Source organism: Kribbella sp. NPDC050281, assembly GCF_040655855.1.
GTDB lineage: Bacteria > Actinomycetota > Actinomycetes > Propionibacteriales > Kribbellaceae > Kribbella.
Genome location: NZ_JBFAKS010000034.1, coordinates 67,553 through 92,426, shown reverse-complemented (window position 1 = coordinate 92,426; position 24,874 = coordinate 67,553). Strand labels below are relative to the sequence as shown.

Annotated in this window: 27 protein-coding genes; 7 read left to right on the top strand and 20 right to left on the bottom strand. The window is 69.0% G+C overall.

Annotated elements, in window-relative coordinates; translation table 11 throughout:
* Complete coding sequence (locus AB0I34_RS31260; RefSeq protein WP_360452041.1) at window positions 1–1,137, top strand: globin domain-containing protein; 1,137 nt, start codon at window positions 1–3, stop codon at window positions 1,135–1,137.
* Complete coding sequence (locus AB0I34_RS31255) at window positions 1,134–1,778, top strand: DivIVA domain-containing protein (protein ID WP_360452039.1); 645 nt, start codon at window positions 1,134–1,136, stop codon at window positions 1,776–1,778. The genes AB0I34_RS31260 and AB0I34_RS31255 overlap by 4 nt, the downstream gene beginning before the upstream one ends.
* On the opposite strand, the gene AB0I34_RS31250 is transcribed toward AB0I34_RS31255, so the two are convergent.
* From AB0I34_RS31250 to AB0I34_RS31215, 8 genes are all read right to left on the bottom strand, one after another.
* Window positions 1,771–2,973 carry a sigma-70 family RNA polymerase sigma factor gene (locus AB0I34_RS31250; RefSeq protein WP_360452037.1) on the bottom strand — a complete coding sequence of 401 codons (1,203 nt, stop codon included), beginning with the start codon at window positions 2,971–2,973 and terminating at the stop codon, window positions 1,771–1,773. The genes AB0I34_RS31255 and AB0I34_RS31250 overlap by 8 nt on opposite strands.
* Complete coding sequence (locus tag AB0I34_RS31245; RefSeq protein WP_360452035.1) at window positions 2,954–3,358, bottom strand: YciI family protein; 405 nt, start codon at window positions 3,356–3,358, stop codon at window positions 2,954–2,956. Before AB0I34_RS31245 ends, AB0I34_RS31250 begins: the two co-directional genes overlap by 20 nt.
* A complete protein-coding gene (locus AB0I34_RS31240; protein WP_360452033.1) occupies window positions 3,355–4,683 on the bottom strand; it encodes an NAD(P)/FAD-dependent oxidoreductase in 1,329 nt (442 codons plus the stop codon). Before AB0I34_RS31240 ends, AB0I34_RS31245 begins: the two co-directional genes overlap by 4 nt.
* A gap of 89 nt (window positions 4,684–4,772) precedes the next feature.
* A complete protein-coding gene (gene ftsY, locus AB0I34_RS31235) occupies window positions 4,773–5,963 on the bottom strand; it encodes a signal recognition particle-docking protein FtsY (protein ID WP_360452031.1) in 1,191 nt (396 codons plus the stop codon).
* Between the two features lie 43 nt (window positions 5,964–6,006).
* On the bottom strand, window positions 6,007–7,671 hold the full coding sequence (cydC, locus tag AB0I34_RS31230; protein WP_360452074.1) for a thiol reductant ABC exporter subunit CydC: 1,665 nt from the start codon (window positions 7,669–7,671) through the stop codon (window positions 6,007–6,009).
* An 86-nt stretch (window positions 7,672–7,757) separates the two neighbouring features.
* Complete coding sequence (gene cydD / locus AB0I34_RS31225; protein ID WP_360452029.1) at window positions 7,758–9,503, bottom strand: thiol reductant ABC exporter subunit CydD; 1,746 nt, start codon at window positions 9,501–9,503, stop codon at window positions 7,758–7,760.
* Window positions 9,500–10,510 (bottom strand): cytochrome d ubiquinol oxidase subunit II, encoded by a 1,011-nt coding sequence (cydB, locus tag AB0I34_RS31220; RefSeq protein ID WP_360452027.1) that lies wholly within the window; start codon window positions 10,508–10,510, stop codon window positions 9,500–9,502. Before cydB ends, cydD begins: the two co-directional genes overlap by 4 nt.
* Before the next feature lie 10 nt (window positions 10,511–10,520).
* The gene (locus AB0I34_RS31215) at window positions 10,521–11,936 is read right to left on the bottom strand and encodes a cytochrome ubiquinol oxidase subunit I (protein ID WP_360452026.1); all 1,416 of its coding nucleotides are present in this window, start codon (window positions 11,934–11,936) and stop codon (window positions 10,521–10,523) included.
* Window positions 11,937–12,018: 82 nt separating this feature from the next.
* Between AB0I34_RS31215 and AB0I34_RS31210 the strand changes: the two genes are divergently transcribed.
* Together AB0I34_RS31210 and AB0I34_RS31205 are read left to right on the top strand one after the other, a co-directional pair.
* On the top strand, window positions 12,019–12,423 hold the full coding sequence (locus tag AB0I34_RS31210) for a BlaI/MecI/CopY family transcriptional regulator (RefSeq protein ID WP_360452024.1): 405 nt from the start codon (window positions 12,019–12,021) through the stop codon (window positions 12,421–12,423).
* Complete coding sequence (locus AB0I34_RS31205; RefSeq protein WP_360452022.1) at window positions 12,420–13,325, top strand: M56 family metallopeptidase; 906 nt, start codon at window positions 12,420–12,422, stop codon at window positions 13,323–13,325. Before AB0I34_RS31210 ends, AB0I34_RS31205 begins: the two co-directional genes overlap by 4 nt.
* On the opposite strand, the gene AB0I34_RS31200 is transcribed toward AB0I34_RS31205, so the two are convergent.
* From AB0I34_RS31200 to AB0I34_RS31180, 5 genes are all read right to left on the bottom strand, one after another.
* Window positions 13,309–13,878 (bottom strand): dihydrofolate reductase family protein, encoded by a 570-nt coding sequence (locus AB0I34_RS31200; protein ID WP_360452020.1) that lies wholly within the window; start codon window positions 13,876–13,878, stop codon window positions 13,309–13,311. The genes AB0I34_RS31205 and AB0I34_RS31200 overlap by 17 nt on opposite strands.
* Window positions 13,879–14,025: 147 nt before the next feature.
* Entirely contained in the window at window positions 14,026–15,117 is a 1,092-nt protein-coding gene (locus AB0I34_RS31195) for a beta-eliminating lyase-related protein (RefSeq protein ID WP_360452018.1), read from the bottom strand.
* Between the two features lie 36 nt (window positions 15,118–15,153).
* A complete protein-coding gene (locus AB0I34_RS31190; protein WP_360452016.1) occupies window positions 15,154–15,852 on the bottom strand; it encodes a zf-HC2 domain-containing protein in 699 nt (232 codons plus the stop codon).
* Complete coding sequence (locus AB0I34_RS31185; RefSeq protein WP_360452014.1) at window positions 15,849–16,379, bottom strand: sigma-70 family RNA polymerase sigma factor; 531 nt, start codon at window positions 16,377–16,379, stop codon at window positions 15,849–15,851. Before AB0I34_RS31185 ends, AB0I34_RS31190 begins: the two co-directional genes overlap by 4 nt.
* 61 nt (window positions 16,380–16,440) lie before the next feature.
* Window positions 16,441–16,947: a hypothetical protein gene (locus AB0I34_RS31180; RefSeq protein ID WP_360452012.1), complete on the bottom strand. Its 507-nt coding sequence runs from the start codon at window positions 16,945–16,947 to the stop codon at window positions 16,441–16,443.
* A gap of 96 nt (window positions 16,948–17,043) precedes the next feature.
* Between AB0I34_RS31180 and AB0I34_RS31175 the strand changes: the two genes are divergently transcribed.
* Together AB0I34_RS31175 and AB0I34_RS31170 are read left to right on the top strand one after the other, a co-directional pair.
* Window positions 17,044–17,364: a nuclear transport factor 2 family protein gene (locus AB0I34_RS31175; protein ID WP_360452010.1), complete on the top strand. Its 321-nt coding sequence runs from the start codon at window positions 17,044–17,046 to the stop codon at window positions 17,362–17,364.
* A gap of 78 nt (window positions 17,365–17,442) precedes the next feature.
* The gene (locus AB0I34_RS31170; RefSeq protein ID WP_360452008.1) at window positions 17,443–17,580 is read left to right on the top strand and encodes a hypothetical protein; all 138 of its coding nucleotides are present in this window, start codon (window positions 17,443–17,445) and stop codon (window positions 17,578–17,580) included.
* A gap of 11 nt (window positions 17,581–17,591) precedes the next feature.
* Here the strand turns inward: AB0I34_RS31170 and AB0I34_RS31165 are convergent, their stop codons facing one another.
* Genes AB0I34_RS31165 through smc form a run of 3 tightly spaced genes read right to left on the bottom strand, consistent with a single transcriptional unit; the run spans window position 17,592 to window position 21,873 of the window.
* Entirely contained in the window at window positions 17,592–17,996 is a 405-nt protein-coding gene (locus AB0I34_RS31165; protein ID WP_360452006.1) for a type II toxin-antitoxin system VapC family toxin, read from the bottom strand.
* Entirely contained in the window at window positions 17,989–18,267 is a 279-nt protein-coding gene (locus AB0I34_RS31160; RefSeq protein ID WP_360452004.1) for a type II toxin-antitoxin system Phd/YefM family antitoxin, read from the bottom strand. The genes AB0I34_RS31165 and AB0I34_RS31160 overlap by 8 nt, the downstream gene beginning before the upstream one ends.
* 45 nt (window positions 18,268–18,312) lie before the next feature.
* The gene (gene smc, locus AB0I34_RS31155; RefSeq protein ID WP_360452072.1) at window positions 18,313–21,873 is read right to left on the bottom strand and encodes a chromosome segregation protein SMC; all 3,561 of its coding nucleotides are present in this window, start codon (window positions 21,871–21,873) and stop codon (window positions 18,313–18,315) included.
* Window positions 21,874–22,118: 245 nt separating this feature from the next.
* Here smc and AB0I34_RS31150 point away from each other — a divergent pair, with 245 nt between their 5' ends.
* Complete coding sequence (locus AB0I34_RS31150) at window positions 22,119–22,334, top strand: hypothetical protein (RefSeq protein ID WP_360452002.1); 216 nt, start codon at window positions 22,119–22,121, stop codon at window positions 22,332–22,334.
* A gap of 155 nt (window positions 22,335–22,489) precedes the next feature.
* On the opposite strand, the gene mutM is transcribed toward AB0I34_RS31150, so the two are convergent.
* The 4 genes from mutM to AB0I34_RS31130 form a co-directional block, all read right to left on the bottom strand.
* On the bottom strand, window positions 22,490–23,344 hold the full coding sequence (mutM, locus tag AB0I34_RS31145; protein WP_360452000.1) for a bifunctional DNA-formamidopyrimidine glycosylase/DNA-(apurinic or apyrimidinic site) lyase: 855 nt from the start codon (window positions 23,342–23,344) through the stop codon (window positions 22,490–22,492).
* Window positions 23,345–24,076, bottom strand: a complete 732-nt coding sequence (gene rnc, locus AB0I34_RS31140) for a ribonuclease III (RefSeq protein ID WP_360451998.1) — start codon at window positions 24,074–24,076, stop codon at window positions 23,345–23,347.
* Window positions 24,077–24,091: 15 nt separating this feature from the next.
* Window positions 24,092–24,283 (bottom strand): 50S ribosomal protein L32, encoded by a 192-nt coding sequence (gene rpmF, locus AB0I34_RS31135; protein WP_131355175.1) that lies wholly within the window; start codon window positions 24,281–24,283, stop codon window positions 24,092–24,094.
* A 67-nt stretch (window positions 24,284–24,350) separates the two neighbouring features.
* The gene (locus AB0I34_RS31130) at window positions 24,351–24,866 is read right to left on the bottom strand and encodes a DUF177 domain-containing protein (protein WP_360451996.1); all 516 of its coding nucleotides are present in this window, start codon (window positions 24,864–24,866) and stop codon (window positions 24,351–24,353) included.
* Window positions 24,867–24,874 lie beyond the last annotated feature (8 nt).

The following is a 24,874-nucleotide window of genomic DNA, read 5'->3' as shown; positions in this document are numbered from 1 at the left end:
ATGGACCCGGCTGCGCTGAAGAACAGCTGGGCACTGGTCGCCAAGTCAGGTGACGAGGTGCCGCTGTTCTTCTACTCCCATCTGTTCCTTTCCCATCCTGAGGTCCGGGAGATGTTCCCGGTCTCGATGGCCGCCCAACGCGACAAGCTCGTCGGCGCTCTCGGCGCCGTGGTCAGCAACGCCGCACAAATCGACGAGGTGGTGCCGTTCCTGCAACAACTCGGCCGCGATCACCGGCGCTTCTCGGTCGTCGCCGAGCACTACTCCGCGGTCGGCGCGTCCCTGCTCGCGACGCTGCAGCACTTCCTGGGTGCTGCCTGGACGTCCGAGCTGGCCGCCGACTGGGCCGAGGCGTACGGCCTGGTCGCGACCGTGATGGTCCAGTCCGCCGAGGAGTCGGCCGAGGAGTACCCCGCCTGGTGGTCCGGTGAGGTCCTCGGTGTGGACCGACGCACGATGGACGTGACGATCGTGCAGATCCACCCGGAGCGACCGCTGGAGTACCGGCCTGGCCAGTCCGTGGCGGTCGAGATCCCCTACCGGCCGCGGCGGTGGCGCTACTACAGCCCTGCCAACGCACCGCGCAGCGACGGTTCGTTCGAGCTGCACATCGGCCTGGTCCCCGGCGGCCAGGTGAGCGGGCCTGCCGTCCGGTCGCTCAAGCGCGGTGACCCGGTCCGCATCGGCGCTCCGGTCGGCGACACCCTCAAGCTCCCGGAAGACGGCCGGGACCTCGTGATGATCGCCGGCGGCACCGGACTGGCGCCGTTCCGGGCGATGCTCGAGCAGCTCGACCGGCGGGCCCAGTCGAGCCAGGTCCCGCGCGTGCATCTGTTCCACGGAGCCCGGATGCCGTGGAACCTGTACGAGCACAAGCAGCTGACCAGCCTCACCCGGCGCCCCTGGTTCAGCTATACCCCGGTGGTTTCCGACGATTCGTCGTACCCCGGGGAGCGTGGGCAGGTCGGCGCGGTCGCCGCTGCCCGGGGGCCGTGGACGGACCGCACCGCCCTGGTGTGCGGATCGCCCGCCATGGTCCGGCACACGGTCGCCGATCTCACCGAAGCCGGTGTGCCGACCACCGCCATCCACACCGAATCCTTGGGGATCACGACCTCGGCAGGGAGTCAGCAGTGACGCGCCAAGATCCGTTCGCCGGCCGACCGGCTCAATCGCCGTACACGATCCGGCACAAGACCTTCGGCACCCGCCGCAGGGGCCTGGACCAGAACGAAGTCACGGCGTACCTGAGCGACCTGGCGGAACAGATCGAGTACGCCGACGCGGACCGGGCGGAGCTGCGGGCGGAGGTCGAGCGACTCCGCAGCAGTACGCCGGATTCGGACCAGCGCGCCCACATCACCGCCCACGCGGTCGGGCTGCTCAGCCAGGCGCAGCAGATCGCGGACAACCTGGTGGCCGAGGCCGAGCAGTACGCGAAGGATCTGGTGGAGACGGCTCGCACCCAGCAGCGGGACGCACTGGCGCAGGCTCGCGACTCGGTGGAGTCCGCTGTGAAGCACTTCCCGGCGAGCGATGCTCCGGTCGCCGATCTGGAGTACGTGCGGACGTTCACCCGGGTCGCCCATGTGCAACTGCGGTCTGTCCTGGACGCGTTGGCGGAGCAGGTGGAGCGGCTGGGTCACCTACCGCAGGTGCCGAACGAGGCGACTCCCCCGGACGCCGAGGTGTTGTGGTGGAACGACCTGTCCGCCGGTCCGGACGGAGGCGGTGTTCCGGAAACTCCGTCAGTGGCCGGCCACCGTCGGCCTATCTGAGCGCGGCCGCCTTGGTCGTCAGGTAGTCGCGTTCGGGAAGGCTGGTCGTACCGAGGGCCGCCGCGCGGAAGTGGTGCGCGGCGGTCTCATGGTCGCCCTTCATCTCGTACAGATGCCCGCGTACGGCGTCCAGCCGGTAGTGGCCAGGTAGTTCCTCGTCGAGTGGCTCGAGGAGCTTCAGACCCGCGTCGGGGCCATCCACCATCGCGGCGGCGATGGCCCGGTTGAGTTTCACCATCGGATTGCCGGACAGGTCCTCCAGCAGTCCGTACAGCGCGAGGATCTGCGGCCAGTCGGTGTCCTCCGCCCGGTCCACTTCGTCGTGCAGTGCTGCGATCGCGGCTTGTAGCTGGTACTCCCCGAGTGGCGGCGTGTCGAAGGCTTGTACGGCCAGTGCGACGCCTTCGGTGATGTGGTCCTTGTTCCAGAGCGTGCGGTCCTGGTCCGCGAGCGGGATGAGCTCTCCGGCGCTGCCGGTGCGGGCGGGGCGGCGGGCATCGCTGAGGAGCATCAGCGCGAGCAGTCCGGTGACCTGACCGTTCTCCGGCAGTAGCGCGTGCACGCTCCGCGTCAGACGGATCGCTTCCGCCGACAGATCGCTGCGCTGCAACTCCGGACCGCTGGTGCTGGTGTAGCCCTCGTTGAACATCAGGTACAGCACGTGCAGCACATTGCGGAGTCGCTCCTCGCCGGTGTCCAACTCGAAGGCGACGCCCTTGAGCCGCTGCTTCGCCCGGCTGATCCGCTGCGCCATCGTTGCCTCAGGCACCAGATAGGCGTGCGCGATCTCGGCGGTGGTGAGGCCGCCGACCGCCCGCAGCGTCAGCGCGATGGCTGACGCCGGCGTCAGCTTCGGGTGGCAGCACAGGAACAGCAGCCGCAGCGTGTCGTCCTGCTCCTCGACGTCCTCCGGCGGTACGTCGCGCAGCGCGGCACGCTCCTCCCGGCGTCGCCGGGCCTGCTCCTGCCGGACCTCGTCGATCAGCCGCCGCGACGCCGCCTGGATCAGCCACGCCTTCGGGTTGTCCGGCGTACCGTCGCGCGGCCAGGTCGTCGCAGCGGCCAGCAGTGCCTCTTGGACGGCGTCCTCCGCCGCCGCGAAGTCGCCGGACCGCCGGACAACCACACCGACGACCTGCGGCGTCAGCTCACGCAGCAGGTCCTCGAGGTGGTGGTCATTCGTAGAGGTCGGCATCCGACTCCATCAGACGGCGGACCTCGATCGGCTGCTCGACCGGGACACCGCCCGGGCCGGGCGCGGCGGACTGCTCGGCCGCGATCTCCAGTGCGCGTTCCTCCGACTCCACGTCGACCATCGTGTAACCGGCCAGCACCTCCTTGGCCTCGGCGTACGGACCGTCCGTCAGCACCGGCGCACTCACGCTGGCAGCCCGGACGACCTTGGCGTGCTGGGGCCAGGTCAGGGCCTGCGCCTCCACCAGCTCACCGCTCTCCCTCAGCCGCTCCAGGTGGTCGGTCAGGTACTGCAGGTGCGCCTTCATGTCGGGCTCGTCCCACTCCAGCATCGGGGTGTCGACGTTGCCGCCGTCGTAGTGCATCAGCAGCAGGAACTTGGTCATCTCGTCTCCTCTTTCGGCCCACTTCGGTGTGGGCGGACCCGCTCAGGACTCGCGGTCTCCAGCGGTACGTCGGCCGCGGGGATGACACCGAGCTGCGTGGTCTGCCGGTGCAGTGTCGCATCGAACAGCCATTCGGTCGCCGTACGGACGCGGTTCCCGGGCATGGACATCAGATGGTAGCCACGGGTCACCGCCTTCGCGGGCAGACCGGCCAGCGGGATCTGCAGCGGGTTGGCCGCCGCCTGCTTGCCGCCCAGGTCCACCACGAAGCCGAGGTCCTTGTGGATGTACGGCTTCCGCTCACCGGTGCCGAAGCTGGCGGCAACGTTCTTGGCAGCCCGCCGGCCCTGCCGCTCGGCGTGTTGCGCAGTCATCGGTGTGACCTCGCCAGGCCGCGTCAGGTCCGGTACGGCGGCCGCGTCACCGCAGGCGAACACCTCTGGGTGGTCGGGCACGTTCAGGTACGCGTCGACCAGCAAACGCCCCTTCTCCGTCTTCAGACCGAGTGCCTCGACCACAGGGTCCGGACGGACGCCGACGCACCAGATCAGCGAGTGGGTCGGTACGTCGGACTGGTCGGTGAGTCGGACACCGTCGGTCATGGCCTCTTCGACCGACGTACCCATCAGGACCTCGACACCACGCTCGCGCAGCACTCTGTCCGCCGTACGCGACAGCCGCTCGTCCAGCTCTGGCAGGACGCGGTCGGCGATGTCCAGCAGCATCCAGCGCATCCGCTGGTGGCGCAGGCGCGGTCTGCGTTTCTTGAGCAGCTCGGTGTACAGGACGCCGTGTGCTGCCACCTCTGTGCCCGTGTAGCCCGCTCCGACGACAACGAACGTGCAGAGTGCGTCCCGCGCGGCCGCATCGTCGGTGGCGTCGGCGAGCTCGATCTGCTGGGTCAGGTGGTCACGGAGGAAGACTGCTTCGGGAATGCCACGGAAGCCGTGCGCGTACTCCGTCACGCCGGGGATGGGCAGCAGCTTGTTCACACTGCCGGCGGCGATGATGAGCCGGTCGTACTCGATCTCGTCGCGCCGGTCGAGCGGATCGGCGTACTGCACCGTCCGCCGGTCCAGGTCGAGTCCCTCGGCTTCTCCGAGCACCAGGCGGACGTCGGGCAGCGTGTCCGCGATGGACACTGTCAGCCGCCGGGGCTCGAGGATGCCGGTCGCGACCTCGGGCAGCAGCGGGACGTACAGGAAGTAGTCGGTCGGATTGACCATGACGATGTCGGCCCGGCCCTTGGCCAGCCGGCACAGCGTCCTGGCCGCGTGGAACCCGGCGAACCCGGCACCGATGATCACGACTCTTGGCAGCGTCATGCCACCTGAGTACCAGATCCACCCGCCCAGTAGACAGCCTCGGTCCAGCGGCGTGTCCGCCCACCGGCGTGCCCGTCCCGCAGGGCGTGTCAGTCCAGCAGGGCGTCCACGAACTGCTCGGCGTCGAACGGCGCCATGTCGTCGGCACCCTCGCCCAGGCCGACCAGTTTGACCGGTACGCCGAGCTCACGCTGGACCGCGATCACGATGCCGCCCTTCGCCGTACCGTCGAGCTTGGTCAGGACCAGTCCGGTGACGTCGATGACCTCGGCGAAGACGCGGGCCTGGGTGAGGCCGTTCTGGCCGGTGGTGGCGTCGATGACGAGCAGCACCTCGTCGACCTCGGCGGTCTTCTCGATCACCCGCTTCACCTTGCCCAGCTCGTCCATCAGGCCGGTCTTGGTGTGCAGCCGTCCGGCCGTGTCGACCAGGACGGCGTCCGCCTCCTCCTCGATGCCCTGCTTGACCGAGTCGAACGCGACGCTGGCCGGGTCGCCGCCCTCAGGGCCGCGCACGGTCCGGACCCCGACCCGGTCACCCCAGGTCTGCAGCTGGTCCGCGGCCGCGGCCCGGAACGTGTCGGCCGCGCCGAGCACGACGTGCTTGTCCTCGGCGACCAGGACCCGTGCCAGCTTGCCGACGGTGGTGGTCTTGCCGGTGCCGTTCACGCCGACGACCATCACGACCGCCGGCTGCGTCTCCTTGCGACTCACTTTCAGCGTCCGGTCCAGCGACGGGTCGACCAGCGCGATCAGCTCCTCGCGGAGGATGTCGCGGGCCTGCGCGCCACCGACGCCCTCGACTCGCATCCGGGTCCGCAGCTTCTCGACCAGCTCCTGTGTCGGCGCCACACCGACGTCCGCCGTGATCAGCGTGGTCTCGATGTCCTCCCACGCCTCCTCGTCCAGCTTGTCCCGCGACAGCAGTGCGAGCAGGCCCTTGCCCAGCGACCCCTGCGACCGCGCCAGCCGCGCGCGCAGCCGGACCAGCCGTCCCTGCGCGGACTCCGGCTTCTCGATCGTCGCGGCCGGGGTCTCCACCGGCAGCTCGGTGTCCTCCAGCGTCCGGGTCGGTGTGTCCCGCGGCTCCTCGGCGTCCTCACCGACCGTCGGCTCAGCGGTTTCGAGCGGCGCCGGCTGAGTGGCCTGTGGCAGCTGGGACGACCGCCGCCGGGACACGACGAGTCCGGCGGTACCGGCGACCAGGACGGCCGCGACCACGACGATGATCGCGATCAGGGCCTGGTCCGAGAGCAGAGTGACAAGCTGTGGAGTCAACACGGTTCCCCATCTTGACAGACACCCGGCCCGCCCTCTGCATCCATCACGTCAGGCGCACCAGCTGTCGCGGTACGTGAGGCGGTACCAGCTCGGGCCGGTGCGTGAGCAACACCACGGTCCGGTGCCCGGCCGCGGCGAACAGGTCCTCCAGCAGCGCCCGTCCAGTCTCCTCGTCCAGGTGCTCGGTCGGCTCGTCCAGCACTAGTACGTCGCGATCGGCCAGCAGCAGCCGGGCGAACGCGAGCCGCTGCCGCTCCCCACCCGACAGCCGGGCGCCGTGCTCGCCCACCATCGTGTCGAGCCCGTCCGGCAGCGTCTCGACGAAGACCCCGAGGCGGGCGCGGTAGAGCGCCTTCCAGAGCTCCAGGTCACTGGCGCCGGGCTTGGCGAGCAAGAGGTTCTCCCGGATGCTCGTGTCGAACACGTGGCTCTCTTGAGTCAGCAGGCCGACCACGGACCGGACCTGGTCGCCCTCGAGCTTGGCCAGGTCGACACCGCCCAGCAGCACCTCACCGGCGCGCGGCTCCAGGAACCGCAGCAGGACCGCTGCGAGGGTGCTCTTTCCTGAGCCGCTCGGGCCGGTGATCACCACTCGGCTGCCGGCCGGCATGTCCAGGCTCAACCCGTTGAGTACGTCGGTGCCGTCGGCGTACCCGACTCGAACGAGCTTCACCTCGAGGTCGCGTCCATGCGGCAGGGGTAGCGGGGTCTCGGGCTCGGTGACTGGCTCTTCGGTGTCCAGGAGCTCTTGGACTCGGTCCAGTGATGCCCGGACGCGGATCGCTAGTTGCGCGGCGGCTGGGATCCCACCGAGGACGTCGGCCAGCGCGAGTGGGGTCAGGACCAGTACGGCGAATACTGCGCCGGTGATGTTCGCCGTACTACCGAGGACCAGACCGGCCACGCTCGCGCCGCCGACGCACAGCACGAGGAGCGCTGCCCCGAGTCCGGCGCTCCAGGCTGAGCGTCGCTCTGTCGCGGCCAGGCGGGAGTCGCTGGCGCTGAAGGCGTCCAGCACGTTGTCGATCGCGTTGAACGCGACGATGTCGCCTGCGGTGAGCAGCGTCTCGGTGGCGGCGGCTGCTACCTCGCCGCGTGCACCTGAGAGCTTCCGCTCGGCCCGTGCCGCGGTCTTCGCGGTCAGCCACGGTACGACGGTGCACGCGATCAGGACCGCCAAAGCGACGGCTACACCCGCAGCCGGCAGCAGCAGAGCTGTGAGGACCACCGTGGCGGTGGCTGTCACCGCCGCGACCGCTACCGGCAGCAGCACGCGCAGCCACAGGTCCAGCACCGCGTCCACATCCAGCACCAGCCTCGCCAGCAGGTCACCCTTCCGCTGCGAGCTCAGCCCACCCGGCGCCAGCTTCTCCAGCCGCCCAGTGATCCGCGCCCGAGTCTCCCCCAGCACCCGGTACGCCGCGTCATGCCCGACCAACCGCTCGACGTACCGGAACACCCCACGTCCCACCCCGAACGCCCGCACCGCCACGATCGCCACCATCAAGATCAACACCGGCGGCTGAGCCGCAGCAGTGGTAATCAACCAAGCCGAAGTAGCCAGCAGCCCCACCGCAGACCCCGCAGCCGCCACCCCAGCCGCGAACGCGACCCCCAACCGCCACCAAACCCCCCGCTCAGGCACCACCAGCCCAACCGGAAACCACCCCCGCCCCAGCCCCGTCTCTCCCCCGGGTCCCGCTTCCATCTGGACCCTGTGGGCCGGCTTGCTCGCTTGGGTGAGGTGCGCTCCGCCCGGCTCCGTCAGACGTCGCCGAGGACTGCTCGTGGTGCTCATGCGTTCACCAGCTCTCTCGCGCCGACGGTGACTGTTCGGTCTGCGGCAGCGATCAGGGCGGGCCTGTGAGCGACCATCAGGACCGTGCGGCCGCTGGCACGGAGGCCGGCGATGACTGTCGCCTCCGCGTCGGGGTCCAGGCCTGCTGTCGGCTCGTCCAAGAGGAGCACCGGGGCGTCGGTGATCAGCGCTCGGGCCAGTGCGACTCGGCGTTGCTGACCACCGGACAGCAGCTGCCCTTGCTCGCCGACTGCCTTGTCGAGCTCCAGTTCACCAGCGCCGGCTGCGATCAGCGCCAGCCGGACCTCGTCGTCGGAGGCATCCGGCCGGCCCAGCCGCACGTTGTCCGCGACCGTTCCCATCCGCAGCCCGGGCCGCTGTGGCACCCAGGCGAACTGCCGCCTCCACACCGTCGGCTCGAACTCGTCCGCCGCACTCCCGCCGGCAACGACCACGCCCCGCTCCAGCTCCACGAACCCGAGCAACACAGCCAGCACGGTCGACTTCCCAGCCCCACTCGGCCCGGTCAGCGCAACCACCTCCCCCGGACGCACGTCCAGGTCGAACCCATCCAGCGCCGCGTCGTCGCGCCCCGGGTACCGCACCGTCACGTCATACAGCTGCAGCGGGCTCACGCGCAGGTCCGGTACGTCGGTCCGATCGCCGCGCTCAGGCAGTGGCGTCTCGAGGATCCGGAACACCTCTTCGCTCGCGGCGACCCCGTCCGCACTGGCGTGGAACTGCATGCCGACCTGACGCAACGGCAGGTACGCCTCGGGCGCCAGGATCAACACCATCAACGCCGTCTCGAGCCCCAGCTTGCCGTCGACCAGCCGCAGACCGACACCGACGGCGACCAGCGCCACCGAGATGCTCGCCAGCAGTTCCAGCGCGAACGACGACAGGAACGCCAACCGCAGACTGCTCATCGACGCCACCCGATGCTTGTCGGTCACCCGTCGTACGGCGGACTCCTGGGCCTTGGCGCGGCCGAACAGCTTCAGGGTGGGCAGACCGGAGACGACATCGGCGAAGTGATGCGCGAGGACGGACAGTGCGTGCTGGCGGCGCCGGCTGTGGGCTTGGGTCGCCCAGCCGATCAGCGCCATGAAGATCGGAATCAGCGGGAGCGTGACCAGCACGGTCCCCGCCGCGATCAGGTCACCCGTCGCCATCCATCCGATCACGCCGGCCGGGACAGTCGCGGCCAGTACGAGCTGGGGCAGGTACCGAGCGAAGTACGGATCCAGGTCGTCTAGCCCCTTGGTCAGCAGGGTCGTCAGTGCGCTGCTGCGTTCACCACTCAGCCACACCGGCCCGAGCTTCAGTGAGTGCTCCAGCACCTGCCGACGCAGCGTCGACTTCACCGCAGCCGCCGCCCGCTGCGCCACCACCTCCTGCGTCCACACCAACAGCCCCCGCCCCACCACAACAACCGCCAGCCCGAGTGCCACAGCCGCCACCCCGCCGCCCCGCAAGCCATCGCCGAGCAAGCCGCCGACCAACCCGCCGCCCGGCCCCCCGCCCAGCACGCCGCCACTGGTCCCGCCGCCGCCCGCGTCTCCCCGGAGTACCCCGGTGCCACCGTCGGCGGTCGGCACCATGCCGGCGATGCCGCGCGCCAGCAGCACGGCCTGGATCACGATCAGCAATCCGCTGGCGATCCCGATCAGCACCGACGCGGCGAGAAAGACCCGCGCACCCCGCGCTCTGCGCAGCAGCCGCGGGTCGACGGGCTTCATGATGCGGAGCCCGAGACAGCGACCGGCTCGACAGTGATGCGCTTGCGGAACACCCAGTACGTCCACCCCTGGTACAGCAACACCAACGGCAGGAAGATCCCGGCAATGATCGTCAAGATCTTCAACGTGTACGGCGTTGACGCGGCATCAACTGTTGTCAATGTTGATTGCGGATCAAGTGTTGACGGCATCACGGCCGGGAACATCGCGGCGAACAGCGACGCCACGGCCAGCCCGACGGCGAGCGCCGTACCGAGGAAGGCCCAGCCCTCACGCCGGACCCGGTTCGCAACCAGACCACCGGCGAACGCGACCACCGCCAGCGCCGCGACAATCACCGAGCCGGTGTCACCACGGATCGCCTGAGCCCACGCGAGAAAGGCGATCACCAGCACAGCCGCAACCAACCCGGCCCGCGAGGCCAACCGATTGGCCCGCACCCGCAGCTCATCGGTCGTCCGCAAAGCAAGGAAGATCGCGCCATGGGCAACGAACACCGCGGTGAACGCAACCGCGCCGATCAGAGCGAACGGACTCAACAGGTCACCGAGACCGCCGACGTACTCGAACGAAGCATCAAGCGGCACCCCACGCACCAGGTTGGCGAACGTGAGACCCCACAGCAGGGCAGGCAGCACCGACCCGATCGTGATCATCGTGTCCATCCGGCCGCGCCAGACCAGGTCGTCGCGCTTGCCGCGGTACTCCAACGCCACCCCGCGCACGATCAGCGACACCAGGATCGCGAACAGCGGGAGGTAGAAACCACTGAACAACGTCGCGTACCACTCCGGAAATGCGGCGAACGTCGCCCCGCCGGCCACGATCAGCCACACCTCGTTGCCGTCCCAGACCGGCCCGATCGTGGTGATCACCGCCCGTCGCTCCGGCTCGTTCCGCCCGAGCACCCGCAGCAGCGTGCCGACGCCGAAGTCGAAGCCTTCCAGTACGAAGTACCCGATCCACAACCCCGCGATGGCGAGGAACCAAACGGTGGTGAGTTCCATGGCCAGCCCCTCAGTAGGCGAACGACAACGGTTTGGCGGCGTCGTCCGGTGCGTCGTCCGGCGAATCGGGCGCCGGCCCGTCCGTCCCGGCCAGCCCACCGCGGATGGTGCGCACCATCAGCTTGACCTCGACAACCGCGAGTACGCCGTACAGCACGGTGAAGCCGGCGAGCGACGTGATCACCTCGCCGCTGGTAGTGCCCGGCGACACACCAGATGCCGTCGGCAACAATCCGAACACCAGCCAGGGCTGCCGTCCGGTTTCCGTGAAGATCCAGCCGAAGGTGTTCGCCAGCAGTGGCAGCAACGGCAGCGGGGCCGCCAGCCAGATCAGCCACCGGGCAGGCGCCCTGCCCCGCCGGGTCGTCCACAGCAGCCACACCGCCAGCACGGCGGACGCCATCCCGACTCCGATCATCAACCGGAAGGTCCAATAGGTCAGCGGTATGTTCGGCTTGTACGACCCCGGCCCGTACAGCTGCTCGTACGCGGCCTGCAGCGAGTTGATCCCCTTCACCTCGCCGTTGAAATTCCCAGTGGCCAGGAACGACAGCAGGTGCGGCAGCTTGACCGAGAAGATCTCCCGCGACCCATCCAGCGTCCCCACGGTGAAGACCGAGAACGATGCCGGCTTCTCCGTCTCGTACAGCGCCTCGGCCGCGGCCATCTTCATCGGCTGTACCTCGGTCATCACCTTGCCCTGCTGGTCACCGCTGATCGCGACCCCGGCACCGGCCGCGATCACGATCACGGCCCCGAGCTTGAGCGCCGTACGGAACACGTCGCGGTCCACCGACGGCCGCCGGATCAGGTGCCAGAGCGCCACCCCGGCGACGAACGCACCGCCGACCATGAACGCGGCGAAGATCGTGTGCGGGTAGGTGACCAGAACGACCTTGTTCGTCAGCACCGCCCAGATATCGGTCAGCTCCGCGCGGCCACGGGAAGCGTTGTAGCGGAAGCCGACCGGGTTCTGCATCCACGAGTTGGCCGCCAGGATGAAGTACGCCGACAACTGCGTCCCCAGCACCACCATCCAGATGCACCCGAGGTGGACCAGCCGGGGCAACCGCTCCCAGCCGAAGATCCACAGCCCGATGAACGTCGACTCCAGGAAGAACGCGAGCAGCCCCTCCAACGCCAGCGGTGCGCCGAACACATCGCCGACGAACCGCGAGTAGTCGCTCCAGTTCATCCCGAACTGGAACTCCTGCACCAGCCCGGTGACCACGCCCATCGCGATGTTGATCAGGAACAGCTTCCCGTAGAACTTGGTCAGCCGCAGGTACTTCTCCTTGCCGGTCCGGTACCACGCGGTCTGCAGCCCGGCGGTGATCGCGACCAGCGAGATCGTCACCGGGACGAAAAAGAAGTGGTACACGGTGGTGATGGCGAACTGCCATCGAGCCAGATCCAGGGTGTCCACGCGCCGGCCTCCCCAGCCATCTACGACGTTACGTAGTAGATGCTAGCGCGGATCTACTACAACGTGTAGTTATACTGGTCACGTGGCGAGTGAGGAGAAGGCACCGCGCCCCCTGGGCGACCTGGAGCGGCTGGTCATGGAGCGGCTGTGGGCAGCGCCGACGGCGCTGACGGTTCGCGAGGTGCACGAGCAACTGGCGGACACCCGCGAGCTCGCCTACACGACCGTGATGACCGTGCTGGACCGGCTGGCCAAGAAGAAGCTGACCGAGCGGGAGCGCGACGGCAAGGCCTGGCGCTACCGGGCCGCCTCGCCACGCGAGGAGCTCGCGGCCGACCTGATGCGGGACGCCCTCGACCGTGCCGGCGATCGCCGCGAGGCTTTGGTCCGCTTCGTCGGACAGGTCAGCGACGAGGAAGCCGCACTGCTCCGCGAAGCCCTCGGCCGGCTGGAGGACAACGCGGAGAGCGAGGAGCGAGCGGGGTGATCACCCCCGTCCTGCTCGCCGCACTCGCCTTGGTGCTGACGGGGCCGGCACCGGCGCTGCTGGCACGTTCCAGCTGGCCCTACCGGATCCCCCGCGCTGCCGTCGCACTCTGGCAGGCGATATCGCTCGCCGCCGTACTGGCCGCGCTGGGCGCCGGCATCGCGCTCTCCTACTCCACAGCGGGCGAACCCGGCCGGCCACGCTTCGACCCATCGTCCGCCCGGGACCTGCTGGCCGCAGTCATCCTCGCCATGACCGCACTGGTTCTGGTGAGACTTCTCTGGGCAGCTAGCCGAGTCGCGGTAGGCACCAGGGCCCGCCGCAAGCGGCACCGCGACCTGGTCGACGTACTGGCCACACCGGACGGCCTGATCCCGGGACTGCGTGTGCTCGCCGAGGAAACACCGCTGGCCTACTGCCTCCCAGCTCTCCGCGGCGCCCGCGTGGTCGTGTCGGTCGGAGCTCTGGACAGGCTCGACGACAACGAGCTGCGCGCCGTGCTCGCCCACGAGCAAGCACACCTGCGCGCCCGGCACGATCTTGTCCTCGAGGCGTTCACAGCACTGCACATGGCATTCCCGCGCTGGGTCCGCAGCGACGTAGCACTGGAGCAGGCACGCACGCTGGTCGAACTGCTGGCGGACGACGACGCCCGCCGCCGCAACGGTCCACGCCCACTCGCCCGAGCCCTGGTAGCGCTCGCGGGCGCACCAGCACCCGAAGCAGGACTGGCCGCTGCCAAGTCGGCGACCGTACTGCGGGTCCAGCGCCTCGCCGACCCCGAGCCGAGCAACACCTGGCTCGCCGCCGGCACCTACGCCGTGGCGGCCGCCCTCCTGATCCTCCCGACGATCACCGTCGCCGCCCCACTCGTCAAAGCGATCGTCAGCGCGGTGAGTTAGCCGGCTGGTAGCGGACCAGTACGCCGCCCTTGGCCCACGGCCTGGCCTCGATCAGGTCGAGGTCGACCGGCTGGCCGCCGACCGGGAACGCGCTCTTGCCCGCGCCCAGCAGGATCGGGCAGATCCGCAACTGCACCTCGTCGACCAGACCGGCGTGCAGCAGCGAGTGGAACAGCGTGATGCTGCCCCACAGGATCAGGTCCTTGCCGTCCTGCTCGGCCTTGATCGCCCGCACCGCGTCGAGGTCGCGGACTACGATGCCGGGCTCGTACTGCCCCCACGGTGCGCTCTCGAGCGTCGTCGACACGACCACGAGGCGCAACGCGTTGAGCTTCTCCGCGATCACCTCACCGGCAGAGGCGGCTGTCGGCCAGAACGCGGCGAACAACCGGTACGTCTCGGCGCCGAGCACCATCGTGTCGACGTTCTCGAGCAAGGCGAGATTGTCGGTGTCCGACTGCCCGGCGATCGTGTCGAAGAACTCCAGCCCACCGTCCGGTCCGGCGGCGTACCCGTCGAGGGTGACGTACTCCTGAAAGATCAGTCGCCTCATCCAGCGAGGCTACCCGAAATGTTTCCCCTCACCCCGGGCCACGGCCAGCAGCACGAGCCCCGACAGAACCAGCAGAACGACCATGGTGACGACGAATGTCAGCACTTCTCTCCCCGTATCCCCAACCCAACAATCACACTGACGACCTCAGTGCCGTAAAAGTTCCCCGAACGCCTTGGCGACTTCGTCGACCTGCCACTCCAGCGTGTGCGGACCAACCACCAACTCGATCCACGACCATCCCGGTACGTCGGCGGGCTGCCACCGGCCGCAGATCGCCTCGCGCGTCGTCTCCATCCGCTTGACCGCAGCGGTCTCGATCGTGTCGGCCGCCTGCGGCGCGTAGACCCGGAACGAGTTGGTGTGCGGCGGCTCCGGGAACACCCGGAAACCCTCGCTCTGCAAGGCCATCGAGAGCTCGACCGCCCGCTGGTACAGGTCTCCCATGAGCGGCAGGACGGTCCGCAGTCCCTCCCGCGCGGACACGGCGTACGGGAACAGCGTGTAGAGGTTGCCGCCCAGCCGCCGCTGCCAGCGCCGTACCTCGGCGATCACGTCCTCCGGCCCGGCCAGCGCCGCACCGCTCAAGCCACCAAGCACCTTGTAGAACGACACGTACACCGTCGAGGCGAGTGCCGCGATCTCCGCCAGGCTGTGGCCCAGGTACGGCGTGCTCTCCCACAAGCGAGCGCCATCCAGATGCAGCGGTACGCCGCGCTCCCGACAGGACTCGGCGAACACGACCAGCTCGTCCCACGTCGGCAGGACGAACCCGCCATCGCGCAGGGGCAGCTCCACCGTCACCGCCGCCAGCTTCCCCGGGATCGCGGCCAGCTCGTCCGGCCGGGGCTGCCGCGGCTCCGACGTCATCCGCTCGATCCGGAGCCGGTGCACCTCTTCCAGTGCGTTCAGCTCGTGCACGAGCAGATGGGACAGCCCGTGCACCGCGACCCGATCGGTCCCGGCACGGTCGGCGTACACGCGCAGGACGCTCTGCTGCGCCATGATCCCGGTCGGCATGAAGACCGCCGCCGGCTTCCCCAGGAGGTCGGCTACCTCCTGCTCGAGCGCAGCGACGTCTCCATCGTTGCCGTAGACGTCGGCCGAGTCCTCGCACGCGACCTCGGTGAGCTGCCGCAACCTGTCCGGCACAGGCACCCGTGGGTGTGACAGCCAGCGTTCACAGTTCTCGGCCGCGGTCTTCCGGCGGGCCTTGAGGTCGTCAGAGGTAGTAGCCACGCCCCTATCCTCTCGTACCCCGCAATCGGTTTGGGCTCAGATCTTGGCAGTGACCACGTGCTCGCCCTCGAGCGTCCTGATCTCCACCGACCGCACCTCATTCAGCGGCACCAGCACACCGCCGCCGAACTTGCTGCCCTCCTGAGCGGCCTTCGCCGACACCACCCAGCTCCCCGCGATCCAGGTCTTGCCCGACGTGTCGGTCACGACCATCTGGCACTCGGCACCGGCCTTCAGGCCATTGATCTGCACCATGACCCAGCTCCAGCCGGCCCGTGGCTCCACCGTCGTGGCCATCGTGGTGCCAGTCGCGACGTCCGAAGAGTTGACGTGCTTGGACCCGGCGACAGGAACCTCGGCCGGCTCGGCGGTCTGCCGTCCGATGGCCACGCCGCCACCGAGTGCACCAGCCACCACCAGCACTGCCGCGGCTGCCAGCAACCACGTGCGGGACCGCTTCCTGGCGGGCGGGGCCTGCACCGGCGCCGGCTCGACGGCCGTCTGCCGCACCTCCCGCAGCGTGCGCTGCAGCAAGAGCTCGCCACCTTCGGGCGGACCGTCCAGGAACGCCTCCGGCGGCACCTCGCCCAGGAAGTACTTCATCTCCTCCAACTCGGCCACCTCGGTGCGGCACTCGGCACAGGTGGCCAGGTGCTCGTCGACCTCGCGGACCTCGTCGGGCTCGAGCGCGCCGAGGGCGTAGGCACCCAGCTGCGAGCGATCGTGCTCAGTCATCGGGCCACCTCCGCTTCTGTTCCGGCCATCACCGCGCGCAGAGCTCGGAGGGCGTAGTACGATCTCGATTTCACGGTACCGGGCGGGACACCGAGTTCCTTGGCGGCCTCGGCGACCGACCGGCCCCGGTAGTACAACTGCACCAGCACCTCGCGATGTTCCGGCGACACCTGGTCGAGTGCGTCCATCACGATCATGGTGTTCACCACGGACTCGGAATGGTCACCCTCGACCGGGGGCCGGATCTCCACGTCGGCGACCTCGGCCGGTCGCGCCGCTCGCGCCCTGGCCCGGTCGGTGACGATGTTGCGTGCCACCGTCAGCAACCATCCGCGGACGGAACCCTTGCCTGCGGTCAGGTCGCCGGCGTGTTTCCACGCCCGCACCAGAGTCTCCTGTACGACGTCCTCCGCGGCCCCACGATCGCCGGTCAGCCGGGTCGCATAAGCCAGCAGGCTGCGGCCGTGTTCGGCGTACAGCGATCGGATCAGCGTCTCGGCAGCCTCCGGCCCCGGGTAGTCACCCACCGTCCGTACGATAGGGGATTCACCGTCCACCGCAATGGCTGGGCTCAACCGCGGCCGGAACTCAATAACCTGAGTTGCCATTACTTGACGGCTGAGTTGTGATCTTCTTGCCGTCCGCGCCGACGACCCACCAGACTCCACCGACCGCCTGGCCTTTGGCGTCGCCCGCCTTCGTGTCACTCGCGAACAGGTAGATCGGCAAGCCGCCGACCGCCAGCTGCTTGCTGCCGTCGGACCGGGTCACCGTGCTGACCAGCGAGGCGTCGATGCCGTCCAGCTGCGGCGTACCGTCACCGGCGGCCACGACCGGCCACTTGGCCAGGCAGTCGCCCTCACAGTTCGACTTGCCGGACACGTCCTTGTCCCACACGTACACCGTCCGCCCGTTGCCGTCGACAATGACCTTGCCGAAGCTGCCTACGTCGGCAGTGGCGAGCTTCGCGCCGGCGGCGGCCGGTGCGCTCGAGCTGGATGTCCCACCGCCGGCGGAGTCGCCGTCGTCACCGCAGGCGGTCAAGCCGGCGAGGCCGAGCGCGAACACACCGATCACGATTCCCATACGCTTCATCAGGTCCTCCTCGGGTCCCCGTCGAACACCTGCCATACGTCCGGAATCCGTGACCGGTTCAAACCGGAGAGATATCGTTTCGGCATGGTTTCAGGCATGGAACAGATCCCCGCCGCGATCCAGCGTGCACTCACCGCGATCGACGAGCAGGACAACGACGCGTTCGTGGCGGCCTTCGCCGCCGACGGCTTCGTCGACGACTGGGGCCGCCAGTTCCGCGGACACGACCGGATCCGGTCCTGGAGCGACAACGAGCTGATCGGCAAGCGGGCCACCTTCACCGGCACCACGGTGTCCACCCCGGGCAACCCGCTGACGATCGTCACCCAGGTCGGCGGCGACGGCTTCAACGGACCGTCCCACTTCACCTTCGACGTCCAAGGCGATCAGCTCGCCTCCATGACCATCACCGCCTGACCCCGCTTAGTTGCCGAGGGCAAGCACGCCGCAGCGTTCAAGCGCTCGACCGCCCCATCGGCCTCCTACAGTCCGGTCATGAGAATGTCAGTCCGTCCCTCGACCTGGCGCAGCTCGGTGCGGGACAAACCGGACGACTTCGCCTTCGACTCCGGCCCCTCCACCGGCAGCGACTCCGACCTCGGAGATTCCGCCGCCCCCGACAACAACTGGTGACCCGACCGACCTCAGACCGCGCGGACCGTCAGGACGTTGTCGAGTCCCTTGAAGTCCGCTGCGTTCCGTGTGTACAGCGGCAGACCCCGACTCGACGCGATCGCGGCGATCATCAGGTCCATCCGCCGGGGCCGGGGCTCTCGGCCGGCCGAAATGACCAGCGCCACCAGCGTGCCGTAGCGCGCCGCGGCATCGCCGTCGAACGGCAGCGGATCGAAGTCGGACACGGCAGCTCCGAGCACCTCAGTCCGCGCGGCTCTCGTCGCCGCATCCTTCGCCATCGCAACACCCTGATGCAGTTCGGCGACGGTGACGGCCGTGAGTTCGGGATACTCCGGCAGCGCATCTGCCTCGATCAGACCGAGATCGATGTACGTACAGGTGTCCAGAACGCCGGAAGCCGACGGATCACTCACCGCCGCGCTCCCAGGGGTCGTCCTCGCCGACCCTGTCCTCGGCGCCGAAGATTTCGTCCGCCTCCTGTCGCATCAGCGCGGCATCCACGCGGGGCAGCCGGCGGTGCCGTCGGACCAGTTCCTGCGCGCTCAGGCGTCGCCGCTTGTTCAGCGGGCGCAACTCGGCGACCTCGGTGCCGTTCCGGGTGATGTGGTAGGTCTCCCCAGCCTCAACGGCATCCATCACAGCCGCGGAGTGATTGCGGAACTCCCGCTGGGTGATGATCTTCATACCCCCAGCGTAGCTCCATGAGACACAGCTCGCTACACCTGCGAATTACACGGCTTCGGGCTCGCGGATTCGTTGGGAGATGACCGAGGAGACGCCGTCGCCGCGCATGGTGACGCCGTACAGGGCGTCGGCGACCTCCATAGTGCGCTTCTGGTGGGTGATGACGAGGAGTTGGCTGTTCTCGCGCAGCTCTTCGTAGAGCTCCAGCAGGCGGCCGAGGTTCGTGTCGTCCAGCGCCGCCTCGACCTCGTCGAGGATGTAGAACGGCGACGGCCGGGCCTTGAACAGCGCGACCAGGAACGCGACCGCGACGAGCGACCGCTCGCCACCGGACAGCAGCGACAGCCGCTTCACCTTCTTGCCCGGCGGGCGCGCCTCGACGTCGATCCCGGTGGACAGCATGTCGTCCGGGTCGGTCAGCACCAGCCGGCCCTCACCTCCCGGGAACAGCCGGGCGAACACGTGCTCGAAGGCGACCTCGACGTCGCGATAGGCCTGGGTGAAGACCTGCTCGACCCGCTCGTCGACCTCCTTGACGATGTCCATCAGGTCCCGGCGGGACTTCTTCAGGTCGTCGAGCTGCTCGGACAGGAACCGGTGCCGCTCCTCCATCGCGTCGAACTCCTCCAGCGCGAGCGGGTTGATCCGCCCCAGCTGGTTGAGCGCGCGCTCGGCCTGCTTGAGCCGCTTCTCGACCTTCGTCCGGTCGAACGGCTCACCCTCGAGCTCGAGGGTGTTGTCGTCGCCGTCCTTCGGCAGCGGCGGCACCAGCTGGTCCGGACCGTACTCCGCGACGAGCGCCTCGACCTCGACGCCCAGCTCGCCGAGCGACTTCTCGTACAGCTGCTCCAGCCGCATCTTCTGCTCGGCCCGGGCCAGCGCATCGCGGTGCACGGTGTTGGTCAGCTGCTCCAGCTCGGAGCTCAGGCCCCGCGTCGCGGACCGGGACTGGGCCAGCGCTTGCTCGCGATCTGCCCGCTGCGCCTGGATCGCCGCTCGCTCGGACGCCGCCAGCTGCAACGAGGTCTCCAGCCGGGCCAATACGTGACCAGCAGCCAGGTGCACCGCCTGCGCGGCCTCTGCCTGCCGGGCTCGGCGTGCCGCCCGAGCGATCGCCCGCGCCCGCGCCTCGCGCTCCTGCCGCGCCGCGCGCTCCAGCGAGTCCGCCCGGCCGGACAGCGCCCTGGCCCGCTCCTCGGTGGTGCGCAGCGCCAGCCGCGCCTCCATCTCGGCCGCCCGACCGCTCTTGGCCGCCTCGGCGAGCCGGTCGCGCTCGGCGGTATCCGGCTCGTCACCGTCGTCGTCGAACTGCTCGGCGTCGGTGAGGCGCTCCTCCAGCTCGGCCAGGCCGGACAGGTTCTTGTCGCGCTCTTCCTCGGCCGCGGCGATCGCCTCGGCCATCCGCTGCGCCTCGCCGCGGGACGCCTTCGCCAGCGACCCGAAGTGCGCCAACTGCTCGGCCACGGCCGCCATCGCCGCGTCCGACTCGTGCAGCCGGGCCAGCGTGATCTCGACGGACTCCTTCTGCCGCGACCGCTCGTCCTCCAGCGCCGCCAACTCGAACCGCAGCCGCTCGCTCCGCGCCGTGGCCTCGGTCAGCTTCTCCGCCGCCTCGTCGACCGCGGACTGCACCTCGATCAGGCTGGGCGCCGCGTCCGAACCGCCGTACGCGAAGTGCGCTCCGAGTACGTCGCCTCCGCGCGTGGTGCATGTGACGTCGGGCAGATTCCGCACCAGCACCCGGGCAGCCGCCACGTCGTCCACCACGACGACCTTGCGCAGCAGCCGCCGCAGAGCGGGCCGCAGGGTGTCCGGGCAGTCCACGACATCAACGGCGTACGACGCTCCGTACGGCAGCGACGGCCACGTGGCGTAGTCATCCGACGGTGCATCGCCCAGCAGCAGGCCGGCCCGACCCAGATCGTGCTGCTTGAGGTGGCCGACGGCGTGCAGAGCAGCGTCGGTGTGGGTGACCGCGACGGCGTCGGCAGCCTCGCCGAGGGCCGCTGCGATCGCAGTTTCGTACCCGGTCCGCACGCTCAGCAGGGCAGCCACGGAACCCATCAGGCCGTTCACCTGCTCGGAGGCGGCCAGCAGGGCCCCGGCACCGTCCTTGCGGTTCAGGCCGAGCTCCAGCGCCTCCTTGCGAGCCGACAGGCCGGTGCGCTCGCGCTCGGCGTCGCGCTCCTCGGCCCGGACCTTCGCCAGGCGCTCGTCCATCTCGTCGAGGACTGCCTGAGCCGCCTCGTACTGGTCGTCGAGACCCTTCTCACCGGCGTCCAGCCCGGCGACCTGGGTCTCCAGCGCGGTGAAGTCGTGCTGCGCCTTGGCCGCACGTGCCTCGGCCTCACGCATGTTGCTGGCGAGACGGCCGATCTCGGACTCGGCGGCGGAGGCGCGGCTCTTCAGCGCGTTCACCTGACCGGTCAGCCGGGCCAGGCCCTCGCGGCGGTCGGCGGCGGCGCGGATCAATGCTGAGATCCGGCGCTCCTCCTCGGCCTCCTGGGACTCGAGCTGCTGGCGGCGTTCGACGGCTTCGGCGAGCAGCTCCGAGTGCGCCTCGACCTCGGCCTCGATCTGCGCCTCGGTCTCGCGGACCCGCGCGGCCTCCAGCTCCAGCTCGTCCGGGTCCCGCCCGGCGCGCGGCTCCTCGGCCTCGTCGTTCAGCGACCGGATCCGGTCCGCCGCGATGCGTGCCGTGCCCTTGATCCTCTCGCCGAAGCCGGACAGCTGGTACCACGTGTCCTGGGCCGCCTGCAGAGCCGGTGCGTCCTCGCGCAGCGCGTCCTCGAGCTCGGCCTCCAGCTCACGGGCCTCGCGCAGCTTGGCCTCGGTCTCGGTCCGCCGCTGGGTCAGCGCGGCCTCGTCGCGCAGCTCCGCCTCGAGCGCGGACTGGGCCTGAACGATGTCGTCGGCGAGCAGCCGGGCGCGACCGTCCCGGACCTCCGCCTGGATCGTCACCGCCCGGCGCGCCACCTCCGCCTGGCGCCCGAGCGGCTTCAGCTGGCGGCGGATCTCGGTGATCAGGTCCCCGAGCCGGTGCAGGTTGCCCTCGGTGGCCTCCAGCTTCCGGATCGCCTTTTCCTTGCGCTTGCGGTGCTTCAGGACGCCGGCCGCCTCCTCGACGAATCCGCGCCGGCCTTCCGGTGTGGCGCGCAGGATCGAGTCGAGCTGGCCCTGGCCGACGATGACGTGCATCTCGCGGCCGATGCCGGAGTCGCTGAGCAGTTCCTGGACGTCCAGCAGCCGGCAGTTCTGGCCGTTGATCTGGTAGTCCGACCCGCCGTTGCGGAACATCGTCCGGGAGATCGTCACCTCGGCGTACTCGATCGGCAACGCGCCGTCGGTGTTGTCGATGGTGAGCACCACTTCGGCGCGGCCCAGCGGGGCGCGGCCGGAGGTGCCGGCGAAGATGACGTCCTCCATCTTGCCGCCACGCAGCGACTTGGCGCCCTGCTCACCCATCACCCAGGCGAGAGCGTCGACCACATTGGACTTGCCGGAGCCGTTCGGGCCGACGATGCAGGTGATGCCCGGTTCGAAGTTCATCGTCGTGGCCGACGCGAACGACTTGAAGCCTCGGAGCGTCATGCTCTTCAGGTACAAAGCGATGCTCTCCAACCCGTGAAAGGACAGACGATACCGAAGGAACCGTCATAACTGCACGTAACGCTGCCGCTACCCGGGGGAAGTAGTTCCGCTTCGCAGTCTACAAACACCTGCGTACGAACCTGCGGAGGCCAGCCGATCAGAATGGCGGGCAAAGGATCTGGGAGCACAACATTCGATGAACAGACAACCGGCGGGGGCCCGGACGGGGGCCACCGCCGTGGGTAGTGCGGACGGTAGAGATGGAATTCTCGTTGTCGCGGCTCGGGTCCTCAGACCGAAGCGGGGGCGCGCAGAGCCTCGTCGACGGTAAGCAGTCGGCCCTCGTGGACCTGTGCGACGAGGTGGTCGTTCTCTGCCTGCAGGCGCATCACGTGCGCCTCCAGATCGGCGACACGCCGGTTGAGCAGACGAACCTGCTCAAGCATGCGCGGGTCAGTGCCTCCAAGGTGCCCTAGAAGAGCCTTGGCCATTGTGCTGTCCTCCGGAAGGGTTCTCGCCGGGTGCGCTCCTGGGATCACGACGTGGAGCGCTGAAAATGTGTGCCGTCTTTCAGGGTGACACCGGCGGGGCCGACGGTCAACCTGGGCCACGTTTATTAACGATACCTCGCTCACCAGCGGACATGGCGAGGGATCGGCTGACATTTCGGGCAGCGGTACGACGAACGGTTCATGAACGGCTCCCGACGGATCGGCCGCCCGTCGCGCGGACACGGCGAACCCTCTTGTCCGTAGACGTTCAGGCCACGCTCGAAGTAGCCGGACTCCCCGTTCACGTTGACATACAGGGCATCGAAGCTGGTCCCGCCGACGGTCAGTGCCTCCGCCATCACCTCATGGGCGTGACGCAGGATCTCCCTTATTTGTAAGGGTTTCAGCGCTTCCGTCGCCCGGGCGTAGTGCATTTTTGACCGCCACAACGCTTCATCTGCGTAGATATTGCCCACTCCGCTGATGACGGTCTGGTCCAGCAAGGCCCGTTTGAGGCCGGTCTTGCGGCGCCGGACCGCGGCCACGAAGACGTCCGGATCGAACAGAGGATCGAACGGGTCGCGGGCGATGTGCGCGATTTCCGGCGGCAGTTCCGCACCGCCCTCGGAATAGGACAGACCACCGAACATCCGCTGGTCCACAAATCGGACCTCTCCGCCGTCGTCGGCGAACCGGAACCGGACCCGCAGATGGGCCTCGTCCGGCGCGCCGACCGGCTGCACCCGGAACTGCCCGCTCATCCCGAGATGGGTCAGCACCGCGTCCCCGGACTCCAGCGGCAGCCACAGGTACTTCCCGCGCCGGGCCGGCTCGGCGAACACCTGCCCCTTCAGCCGGGCGACGAAATCGTCCGGCCCGGCGGCGTGACGCCGTACCGGACGGGGATGCAGGACCTCGACCGCGTCGATGGTCCGGCCGGTGGTGAACTCCGCCAGACCCCGGCGTACGACCTCTACCTCAGGAAGCTCAGGCACTCAGGGCTGCTGGGATGGATCTGTGCTGTCCGGGTGGGCGGCGCGCAGGGCCTTCCAGGCGGTCTCCGCGGCCTGCTGCTCGGCTTCCTTCTTGCTCCGGCCGATGCCGTGACCGTACGTGTCGGAACCGATCCGGACCCGAGCCTCGAACGTCTTGGCGTGGTCCGGGCCGGACTCGGCGATCACGTACTCCGGCACGCCGACGCCCAGTTGCGCGACCAGTTCCTGCAGCGAGGTCTTCCAGTCCAGGCCGGCACCGAGCCGGGCCGAGGACTCCATCAGGTCGTCGAACAGCCTGTGCACGACCTGGCCGGCGGTCTCGAAGCCTCGGTCCAGGTAGACGGCACCGATCAGCGCCTCGACACAGTCGGCCAGGATCGACGACTTGTCCCGGCCTCCGGTCGCTTCCTCGCCGCGGCCGAGCCGCAGGTACTTGCCCAGCTTGAGGTCGCGGGCGACACCCGCGAGCGCGCGCATGTTCACCACCGCGGCGCGCAGCTTGGCCAGCCTGCCCTCGGACAGGTCCGGGTGATTGCGGAACAGCGACTCCGTGACGATGACGCCGAGCACGGAGTCCCCGAGGAACTCGAGCCGCTCGTTCGTCGGCAGCCCGCCGTTCTCGTACGCGTACGAGCGGTGGGTGAAGGCGTGCTCCAGTAGTTCGTCAGCCAGCGATACGCCGAGCCGCTGGTTCAGCTCGGCGTAGAGCCCCGTCTCGTTGACCGAATTCACTGGGTGAGGTGTCGCTTAGCTCTCGACGACCTGGCGGCGCTCGCCCTTGGCGCCGTACTGGCCGCAGGTGGGGCAAACGGTGTGCTGCAGGTGCTTCGCGCGGCAGGCGGGGTTCACGCAGGTGACCAGCGACGGGGCAGTGGTCTTCCACTGGGCCCGGCGGTTGCGGGTGTTGCTGCGCGACATCTTCCGCTTCGGAACGGCCACGGTTATGACTCCTCGGTTCGGCCGGGGGCTTGTGGACCCGGCCGGCTGGCTGACGTGTATTCGGTATCTAGTTGTCGTGCTGGTCGTTCTGGAGCAATCCGCCGAGGGCTGCCCAGCGTGGGTCGGTCCCGTCCTCGTGCTTGTGGCCGGGCTCGTCCGCCAGGCGTACCCCACACTCGGGGCACAGGCCCGGACAGTCGTCCGTACACAAGGGCTGGAACGGCAGCGCGAGCACCACCTGGTCCCTCAGCACCGGCTCGAGGTCGATCAGATCGCCCTCCATCCGGCTGGCCTCGTCCGGTTCGGCTTCGCTTTCCGGGTAGACGTACAGCTCCTGGACGTCAGCGAGGAACTCGTCCTCGATATCGACCAGGCACCGCGCGCACTCCCCGACGAGTCGGCCGCGGGCCGTCCCGGTGACGAGAACCCCTTCGACGACCGATTCCAGCCGTAGATCGAACTGGATCGGGTCGCCCTCGGGGACGCCGATCACGTCGATTCCGAGATCCGCCGGAGCCGGTGCCGTGAAGGTGACCTCGCGCTGGGACCCGGCGCGGCGCGTCAGCTCGTGCGTGTCGATCACGAGTGGGG